This window comes from Neobacillus sp. SM06 (genome assembly GCF_050496765.1).
Classification (GTDB): Bacteria; Bacillota; Bacilli; order Bacillales; family Cytobacillaceae; genus JAEVLT01.
Genome location: NZ_JBNWEO010000017.1, coordinates 60,186 through 67,500, shown reverse-complemented (window position 1 = coordinate 67,500; position 7,315 = coordinate 60,186). Strand labels below are relative to the sequence as shown.

The following is a 7,315-nucleotide window of genomic DNA, read 5'->3' as shown; positions in this document are numbered from 1 at the left end:
AGGGAGTCCATGAGCAATTCTCGTAATCTTAATGCCAGACGGCTTTAACAAACGGGAAATGTACATGGCTGTTGCCTCACCTTCAATATTTGGATTGGTGGCAAGAATGACCTCTTGTACCGTATCATCTTGAAGCCGTTTTAATAAATCCGGAATATTGATATCCTCAGGGCCAATTCCATCCATAGGTGAAATTGCTCCGTTTAGGACATGGTACAAGCCGTTATACTCTTTCATTTTCTCCATTGCGATTACATCTTTTGGATCCTGGACAACGCAAATAACCGATCGATCCCTTCGTACATCTTCACATATATAGCATGGATCTTGATCCGTAATATGCCCGCAAACAGAGCAATATGTTAAATTACGTTTTGCATTGACTAATGCTTTTGCAAAATCAAGCACTGTATCTTCTTTCATACTTAAAACAAAAAAAGCCAGACGAGCGGCCGTTTTCGGGCCGATACCTGGCAACTTCATAAAGCTGTCAATTAGCTTTGATATCGGTTCAGGATAGTGCATTTTTTATTGTCCCACTCCTAGAAGGGAAGATTCATCCCTTGTGTAAATTGTCCCATTGTTTTGTTTGTCATTTCCTCTACTTTTTTAAGCGCATCGTTTGTTGCTGCAAGAATCAGATCTTGGAGCATTTCAACATCTTCCGGATCAACTGCTTCCGGGTTAATTTTCACATACACAACTTCTCTATGTCCCGTTACAACGACTGTAACCATCCCGCCTCCAGCAGTTCCTTCTATTTTTTGTTGACCGAGCTCTTCTTGAGCCTCCATCATTTTCTTTTGCATTTTTTGCATTTGCTTCATCATGTTTTGCATATTTCCCATTCCACGCATGATTTTGTTCCCTCCAGTTTATTCTATAACCTCTATAAATTCAGCACCAAATAGTTTTTTTGCTTCAGCGATGTGCGTATTCTCTGAAGCTGGTGATGTTTCATGTTCTCCGTCGTCACCTTCATGACTATGATGACTGTTTAAAAAATTTTCTCGAATCGCTTGCCATTGATCTTCAGGAACACCGAGAATCGAAAGCCTCTTGCCAAGCATATCCTGAAAAGCCTGACTAACCGCTTCAAGAAAACGGCCATTCTCCATCGCCATCTGGCAATGAATTTCATGTTTGAACTTAATAATAAATGTATTGGCAGAGGCAGCAATTGGTTCCGCCTCATTCAGCAAGGCCGAATGGGATTTCAACAGTCTTGAAAGCATTTCTCCCCAGCGGCTCTTCAACTGATTCAAATCCGTTTTCGTTGCCTGTTTTAAAACTTCGTTTATTTTCCCAACCGGTGCCTGAAATCCTTTTCTCGAAGAGCGGTGTGCCGATTTTTGCACAGCAGCAGCCGGTTCATGTGCAACGACAGACCCAGTGCTCTTCAGCTCTTGCAATTGTTTTTCAAGCTGTTCAATTCGCATCAGCAGTGGTTCAACATCTGCAGTTTGGGGATGGTTTTCCTTTTTTTTCTCCATCTGGCATAACTTCACGATTGCGACTTCAAGAAATATCCGTGGATGGTTTGTCCAGCGCATTTCCTGTTGGGCTTTATTGAGTATATCAATCAATTGGTAGATGTGATCTGTTTCAGTCTTTTCAGCCATTCTTCGGAAATCGTCGTCAATCAGTACTCGTTCCATTGACTCTTCCAAATTGGGAGCAGCTTTGAAAAGCAGCATGTCACGATAAAATAAAATAAAGTCCTCAATAAAACGAACAGGATCTTTACCTTGAAAGAGGAGTTCCTCAAGGGCTTCAAGACCACTGGCAGCATTTTTCTCTTCAATCGCCATTGCCAGTTGGTTCATGAATTGCTGTGAGACTGAGCCAGTAACGGTCAGCGCATCTTCAACTGTGACTTGATCCTGACTGAAGGAGATGGCTTGATCCAGCAAACTAAGCGCATCCCTCATCCCACCTTCAGCTGCTCTTGCGATAATCTTTAGTGCCTTTTCATCGCACTCAATACCCGTTTCTTCTACAATTACTTTCATTCGGCCAACAATTGATTGAGCAGTAATTCGTTTAAAATCAAAACGCTGGCAGCGTGAAATAATCGTCAGAGGAATTTTATGCGGTTCAGTTGTTGCTAAAATAAAAATAACATGCTTCGGTGGCTCTTCCAGTGTTTTAAGCAATGCATTAAATGCCCCAATGGAGAGCATATGCACTTCATCAATAATATACACTTTATACTGAACAGCATTCGGTGCATATTTTACTTTATCACGGATATCGCGGATCTCTTCAACCCCATTATTGGAGGCAGCATCTATCTCAATTACATCGGGAATGGATCCATTTGTAATCCCTTTGCACGCGGCACATTCGTTGCATGGTTCAGCAACAGGGGCGTGTTCGCAGTTAACCGCTTTTGCCAAAATTTTCGCCGCACTTGTTTTTCCCGTACCCCTTGGCCCTGAAAAAAGGTAGGCATGGGAAATTTTTTGTTGAAGCAGGGCATTTTGCAATGTCTTGGTTACATGCTCTTGGCCGACAACATCCAAAAATGTCTGTGGACGCCATACACGGTACAATGCTTGATAAGCCATCTACAAGAGCCCCCTTCCGAATCTTCTATCTTTCTCATTATACCGTATCCCTTTTCCATTTTACAAAGCTAATATAAAAGAAAATACAATAAGAATGATTGAGGATCTCTTCGTGTATGTAATAAAATTTGAGCCGATTCAGTCTTTTGCACAACAAAAAACCCACCCCCGATCGGGATGAGTTGGCTTTTGTGTATGTAATTAACTGCCGTGCACCTTCCGTCGACTGACTCCCATAAGCGTTACTTAAGCAGTTAGCTCGGCCCAGGCAACCCTGCGGCACATGGGATGGTCCACTTAATGCTGCTTCCTTCCGGACCTGACATGGTTCATGGATTCCCATTGCGCAGGACCCAGACGTCAACACCACTTACTTAAGGCAGACCCTACAGGAAATCAGCCTCAGGAAGGGATTCAGCCTCGCTAGAGCGGATTGCGAGTACAGGGCACCGCTACCTCCCCGCCTAGCACGGCAAACTTAATACCAATTTTTAATGCATCAATGTTTGATGCTTATTTAGTATACTAAGATTCAAACAAAAAAGCAATATTTATCACCTGTTAAATACTGTAAAATACTATTCATTCTTTCTTTTCTCCGCCTTTTTTTTCTCGCGAATTCGGCGAAAAAACAATGAGAGCATGTCACTGCATTCTTTTTGCAAAACACCTGAAGTTACTTCACATTGGTGATTAAACCGTTCATCCTGCAACAGATTCATTAGTGTACCGGCACAGCCTGCTTTTGGATCGGGCGCGCCATACACCACCTTTTTGATCCTTGATAGAAGGATCGCTCCAGAACACATCGGACACGGTTCCAATGTGACATATAAAACAGCTTCTTCCAGCCGCCATGTTCCCATTTTTTCACATGCTCGTTCGATTGCGAGCAGTTCTGCATGTGCAACAGCATTTTGCTCACTCTCCCGTAAATTAAATCCCCGGGAAATAATTTTTCCATCAAGCACGATCACTGCGCCAATTGGAACTTCATTTAGGTTCTCGGCATTTTTTGCCTCTTTTATTGCTTCACGCATAAACATTTCGTCATATTCATGCCAATCCACTATAGAAAACCTCCATACTGCACAAACTAAGTTTTATTTGATTGCGATGTGTTATAGAAGATAAAGTATCACAAAAAATACTAACAGAAGGTGAGACAATATGACTAAAATCCCCCCTGCTCTTATCATCATTGATATGATAAATCATTTTGACTTCCCTGACGGTGCTGCTCTTGCGGAAAAAACAAGGCAAATTGTGCAGCCGATCAAAAAACTAAAGGAACAGTTTAACCAAAAAGGCTATCCGGTAATCTTTGTTAATGATCACTACAATCTTTGGCAGGCCGATATGGGAAAAATAATTGATTTCTGCCGAAACGAAAAAAGCAATTCAATTTTTGAAGAACTCCTGCCAGGCTCGGAGGATTATTTTTTAATTAAACCAAAGCATTCTGCCTTTTACGGAACGGCTTTAAATACATTGCTGCATCAACTTAAGGTTGATACCCTTATCCTTGCGGGGATTGCCGGCAATATTTGTGTACTCTTTTCCGCCAATGATGCTTACATGCGCGAATACCGATTATTTGTCCCGAAAAACTGCATTGCTTCCGTGGAAGATCAAGACAATCAGTATGCATTAACGATGATGCAGAACGTTTTAAAAGCAAACATCGAAACAACTGATCACGAAATTTATCAACATTATAACATGTATCCCCAAACCCACTCATAGAATAGTTGTAGCGTATTTGCATAGGGAGGGGATTAGCATGCAAATTCATGTAGTTCAAAGAAATGAGTCTTTAACCAGCATCGCAAGAAAATACCGCACGACCGTAAACGATATAATTGATGCAAACGAACTTCCGAACCCGAACAATTTGGTTGTTGGACAAACGATGGTCATTCCAATTATCGGCAGATTTTATACCGTTCAATCCGGTGATTCACTCTACTCGATTGCACGGAAAGCAGGCATTACCGCCCAACAATTGGCTTCAATTAATCGCATCCCATTAAACCAGCCCCTGCAGATTGGTTTTCAGCTCTACCTGCCGCAAGCTCCTAAAAGGCAGGCTGAGTTTAATGGTTACGTAGAACCGCGCGGCACTGCCGTTGCACCATCACTCATTAACAGCGCACGCGATGCCGCACCATATTTAACGTATTTGGCCCCATTTAGTTTTCAAGCACGCCGTGATGGAACACTAAAGGAACCATTGCTCGATAACTTTCCCGCCATTGCCAAGAGCCACCAAAACGTCTTAATGATGGTTATAAATAACCAGGAAAATGACCAATTCAGTGATGAATTAGGACGAATTTTGCTTAACGATCTTTCAGTTCAAGATAAATTTTTAAACAATATTGTCGCAACAGCAAAAAAATATGGGTTTCGGGATATTCATTTTGATTTTGAGTATATTCGCCCGGTTGACCGCGAAGCATACAATCGCTTTTTACGAAAAGCAAAGACAAGGTTTAAACAGGAAGGCTGGTTCATGTCGACAGCCCTTGCTCCAAAGACAAGTGCAACCCAAAAAGGAAAATGGTATGAAGGCCATGATTATAAAGCACACGGGGAAATATCCGACTTTGTCGTCATCATGACCTATGAATGGGGCTATAGCGGTGGGCCAGCCATGGCCGTATCGCCAATTGACCAAGTTAGAAGGGTTCTCGAATATGCCATAACTGAAATGCCTTCTTCGAAAATTTTAATGGGGCAAAATTTATACGGCTACGATTGGACACTCCCGTTTGTGCAGGGAACCATTGCAAAAGCCGTCAGTCCGCAGCAAGCGATACAGCTTGCAGCACAGCATCATGCGGCTATTCAATACGATACGAAGGCACAGGCTCCCTTTTTCCGATACCGTGATTCAGCGGGAAAACAACATGAAGTATGGTTTGAAGATGCCCGGTCCATTCAAGCAAAATTTGATTTAATCAAAACGCTGAAACTAAGGGGAATGAGCTATTGGAAGCTTGGCCTATCGTTTCCGCAAAATTGGCTGCTCATCGTGGATAATTTTCATGTTGTCAAAAAGGCAACACCGTGATCAGAAAAAACTGCCGAATAAAGGCAGTTTTTTTTCGAATGGTCATCTTATCGCCATTCAAGCTCACTGCTTCTTTTAAAAAAACACCGCTGTAACTGAGTACAGCGGTGTTGATCTCCAATTTATGCGCGTTGGTTACTATTCATTACTCAATGGCGGAGGAAGAGGGATTCGAACCCCCGCGCGGTTTAACCCGCCTGTCGGTTTTCAAGACCGATCCCTTCAGCCAGACTTGGGTATTCCTCCATATCGACAAGAGATAATATAGCATATGCATAGTAACCATGTCAATAATTAAAAAATCTTGGGCGGGAAACTCCCAGCCCAAGATTTGCGCTATTCTGGCTTGATTACCGTACGGTTCCCCATATACGGCCTTAATACTTCTGGAATTACCACACTGCCGTCTTCCTGCTGATAATTTTCTAAAATAGCGGCAACGGTACGGCCGATCGCAAGGCCGGAACCATTCAACGTATGAACATGTTCTGGTTTTGCTTTTACATCGCGGCGGAAGCGAATATTGGCTCTCCTTGCTTGAAAATCTTCAAAATTGCTGCAAGAAGAAATTTCCCTATACGTTTCATAACTTGGAAGCCACACTTCAATATCGTATTTTTTTGCTGCAGTGAATCCTAAATCTCCCGTGCACATGCTTAAAACACGATACGGAAGCTTTAATAACTGTAATACCCGTTCTGCATCATTGGTTAGCTTCTCCAACTCTTCGTATGAATCCTCCGGCTTAACAAACTTAACCAATTCCACTTTATTAAATTGATGCTGCCGAATCAGTCCTCTTGTATCCCGTCCTGCTGACCCGGCTTCTGAACGGAAACAAGCACTAAATGCTGCATAGCGGATTGGGAGTTCATCCCCGCTCAAAATCTCATCCCGATGCAAATTGGTAACGGGTACTTCAGCCGTTGGAATCAGAAAATAATCTTTGCTTTCAATTAGAAAAGCATCCTCCTCAAACTTGGGCAGCTGGCCTGTGCCTGTCATGCTCGCGCGATTAACCATATAAGGCGGCAAAATTTCCTTATATCCATGTTCATCTACATGAAGGTCAAGCATAAAATTGAACAATGCACGCTCCAAACGGGCGCCGAGCCCTTTATAAAAGACAAAGCGGCTCCCGGTTACTTTTCCGGCACGTTCAAAATCTAAAATATCCAAATGCTCGGCAATCTCCCAATGCGGCTTCGGTTCAAATTGGAAATCAGGAAGCTCTCCCCATTTGCGAATTTCAACATTATCCTCTTCTGTATCACCAATCGGCACGCTTTCATGAGGGATATTCGGAATGCTCAACAAGAGAACTTCAAGCGTTTCTTCTACTTTCCGAAGCTCGTCATCAAGAACTTTGATCCGATCACCAACTTCCCTCATTTCTGCAATAAGATGATCTGCATCTTTTTTCTCACGCTTTAACGCTGCTACTTGCTGAGAAACTTCATTTCGCTTACTTTTCAACTGCTCCGATTCAACAATCAGTTCCCTTCTTTTTTGATCCAAATCCTCAAACTTGCCAAGATCGGTTAAATCCTCCCCCCGATGCTGCAGCTTCGCTTTCACCTCTGTAAAATTAGCTCTTAAGTATTTTAAATCCAGCATTTCAAAACCGCTCCTTTTTTCCAAAATAAAAAACCCCCATCCCCAAAACAGG

Annotated in this window: 7 protein-coding genes, 1 tRNA gene, 1 other RNA gene and 1 other annotated feature (2 of these 10 only partly in view); of the genes, 2 read left to right on the top strand and 7 right to left on the bottom strand. The window is 42.5% G+C overall.

What is annotated here, in order from left to right; genetic code table 11:
• The 5 genes from recR to tadA form a co-directional block, all read right to left on the bottom strand.
• Nucleotides 1–525, bottom strand: partial view of a recombination mediator RecR gene (gene recR / locus ACQYAD_RS13580; protein ID WP_430238973.1) — the 5' portion only. 72 nt of this gene lie to the left of the window's left edge; 525 of the gene's 597 nt are visible here — the first part of the coding sequence; it begins with the start codon at nt 523–525; the stop codon falls past the left edge of the window.
• A 17-nt stretch (nt 526–542) separates the two neighbouring features.
• Nucleotides 543–857, bottom strand: coding sequence for a YbaB/EbfC family nucleoid-associated protein (locus tag ACQYAD_RS13575; RefSeq protein WP_430238970.1), 315 nt, complete (start codon nt 855–857; stop codon nt 543–545).
• A gap of 18 nt (nt 858–875) precedes the next feature.
• Complete coding sequence (dnaX, locus tag ACQYAD_RS13570) at nt 876–2,570, bottom strand: DNA polymerase III subunit gamma/tau (RefSeq protein WP_430238968.1); 1,695 nt, start codon at nt 2,568–2,570, stop codon at nt 876–878.
• Between the two features lie 208 nt (nt 2,571–2,778).
• Nucleotides 2,779–3,043: signal recognition particle sRNA large type (gene ffs, locus ACQYAD_RS13565), an RNA gene on the bottom strand.
• 105 nt (nt 3,044–3,148) lie between these two features.
• Entirely contained in the window at nt 3,149–3,616 is a 468-nt protein-coding gene (gene tadA, locus ACQYAD_RS13560) for a tRNA adenosine(34) deaminase TadA (protein ID WP_430239394.1), read from the bottom strand.
• A gap of 124 nt (nt 3,617–3,740) precedes the next feature.
• Here tadA and ACQYAD_RS13555 point away from each other — a divergent pair, with 124 nt between their 5' ends.
• Nucleotides 3,741–4,316, top strand: coding sequence for an isochorismatase family cysteine hydrolase (locus ACQYAD_RS13555; RefSeq protein ID WP_430238966.1), 576 nt, complete (start codon nt 3,741–3,743; stop codon nt 4,314–4,316).
• Between the two features lie 37 nt (nt 4,317–4,353).
• A complete protein-coding gene (locus ACQYAD_RS13550; RefSeq protein ID WP_430238964.1) occupies nt 4,354–5,646 on the top strand; it encodes a LysM peptidoglycan-binding domain-containing protein in 1,293 nt (430 codons plus the stop codon).
• Between the two features lie 153 nt (nt 5,647–5,799).
• Here the strand turns inward: ACQYAD_RS13550 and ACQYAD_RS13545 are convergent.
• Both ACQYAD_RS13545 and serS read right to left on the bottom strand, forming a co-directional pair.
• Nucleotides 5,800–5,892: transfer RNA gene (locus ACQYAD_RS13545), tRNA-Ser, on the bottom strand.
• 90 nt (nt 5,893–5,982) lie between these two features.
• Nucleotides 5,983–7,263 (bottom strand): serine--tRNA ligase, encoded by a 1,281-nt coding sequence (serS, locus tag ACQYAD_RS13540; RefSeq protein WP_430238962.1) that lies wholly within the window; start codon nt 7,261–7,263, stop codon nt 5,983–5,985.
• 46 nt (nt 7,264–7,309) lie between these two features.
• Nucleotides 7,310–7,315, bottom strand: a binding site (T-box leader) (it continues 218 nt past the right edge of the window).